The following is a 1,698-nucleotide window of genomic DNA, read 5'->3' as shown; positions in this document are numbered from 1 at the left end:
CTCTACTCTAGATACAGTCAACGGTACAGCCATTTTCAAAGGGAAAATGTACCCAGTAGCGTCTTTTCAATTTTTTCTGAGAAGCTCCAGGCAGTAAGGGTTTTGTTAATTTTTTAGTATTTCTGTATGGGGGAAGTCCAGTAATAAAATTGATTTATTGATAACGGCCGAAAAATCAGGGGCGATCGCACCTTTGCTCTCGGTGAAGGTGTCCCGTCAAGATTGGTTTGGTCATCCCAATATTCAACGCTGGAGAAATGTTTTTCCCTTTGGCAAAGATCTCCTCGGTTTTAGCTCTCCCGCACCCGTAGTCACCCCGAAAAGTCCCCCCGCTGCCGTTAATCCCACGCCATCTCCAGCACCATCTCCCAGTGCTACCACTCCTCCTCCTCCTGCTTTACCCTTCGAGGACGAGCCGAATAATGCTCCCCCAATCCCCATTCCTAACCAAAGATTAACCACTCCAGCTAATCGTTAATTGATAGGAAAAGGAGGGACTTTCGGCAGACATATTGACTTTTAAGTGGCAAAACGGGGCTGAAACCAGTCTAGGGGAAAAATATCATCTTCTTGGGCGGTTTCTGTCCAACCGGTGACGCTCTCAAAACAAGTCCCCGTCAAGTTAGCACCCCTCAAGTCCGCTCCCTGTAGATTTACTTCTTGTAAACGCGCTCCCGCTAGATTAGCACCCGCTAAATTGGCCCCGCGTAAATCACTACCCGTCAGACGTGCCTCGCTAAAATTAGCCCTTTCTAAATTGGCCCCTTGAAAGTCCACCTCTTTCAGAAAAGAGCCGCTAAAATTGGCTTCCCTTGCGGAAATCTGACGACATTTAGCCCCACTTAACCGCGCCTCTTGCAAATTAGCCCAATTGAGATTAACTTTATCTAGGGTTGCCTCCAAGAGATTAACTAAGTATAAATTCGCCCCGCATAAATTCGCCCCGCATAAATTCGCCCCCCGGAGATTAGCATGGGAAAGATCCGCCCCACTTAATCGCGAGTTACGCAGGTTTGCCTGAACCATAAAGGCCCCGGTGAGATTGGCTTTGGTTAAGTCCGCTTCCACTAATTGCGCTTGACTTAATTTGGCATAGGTTAAATTCGCCCAATTCAAACTCGCTCCCCGCAGATTTGATTTAGTCAGAAAAGAGCGACTCAAATTAGTTCCGCGCAAATTGGCTGCAGCAAAATTGACGGCAATCAGAGTCACTTGTTGTAGATCTAGACTCATCAAGTCAATGGCTAAAAAATCCCGCTCTCCTTGTTCGTAGCGTCTTAGTAACTGATTAACTTTCATCTCCCTTCTTCTACTTTAAGACGGTGGTTAAGAAGTAATCAACAAAAGCACCTAAAAACTTTGTCCGATAACTCACTCTGCTTTTAGATGAGCAATTTACGAGGCCCTCCTTTGAGTTTATGTAAAGTTTTTTTTCGATTTTTTAAGGGAAGATAACCCGAACAGCAAGTTAATTTTAATCATAGTTAAATAGCTTGGCTAAAACAGTTGGACTGGTTTTCCCAATTCTACCCCAGTCCATCGGGTAATTAGTATCTAAAACTACTCTTGTTAAAAAACTTATCTATTGTTCAAACTCGATTATATTTAACCCAGCCAATTATCCCTATTTTCTCGGATCAGGGCGGTGGAGCCGAGAGGACTTTCAGGCTATTTTTACCCAAATCAATAGAGACGTTG

Annotated in this window: 1 protein-coding gene and 1 pseudogene; one reads left to right on the top strand and one right to left on the bottom strand. The window is 44.5% G+C overall.

All coding sequences use genetic code 11. The features are described 5' to 3' along the window. Positions 1 to 142 precede the first annotated feature (142 nt). A pseudogene (locus PX481_RS20965) lies at positions 143 to 478 on the top strand (hypothetical protein); the annotation flags it as partial. Between the two features lie 41 nt (positions 479 to 519). Here the strand turns inward: PX481_RS20965 and PX481_RS20960 are convergent. After that, positions 520 to 1,299 carry a pentapeptide repeat-containing protein gene (locus PX481_RS20960; protein WP_002763888.1) on the bottom strand — a complete coding sequence of 260 codons (780 nt, stop codon included), beginning with the start codon at positions 1,297 to 1,299 and terminating at the stop codon, positions 520 to 522. Between the last annotated feature and the right edge of the window lie 399 nt (positions 1,300 to 1,698).

Source organism: Microcystis sp. M53603_WE2, from assembly GCF_030065435.1.
This window is presented reverse-complemented; position numbering and strand designations above follow the sequence as displayed.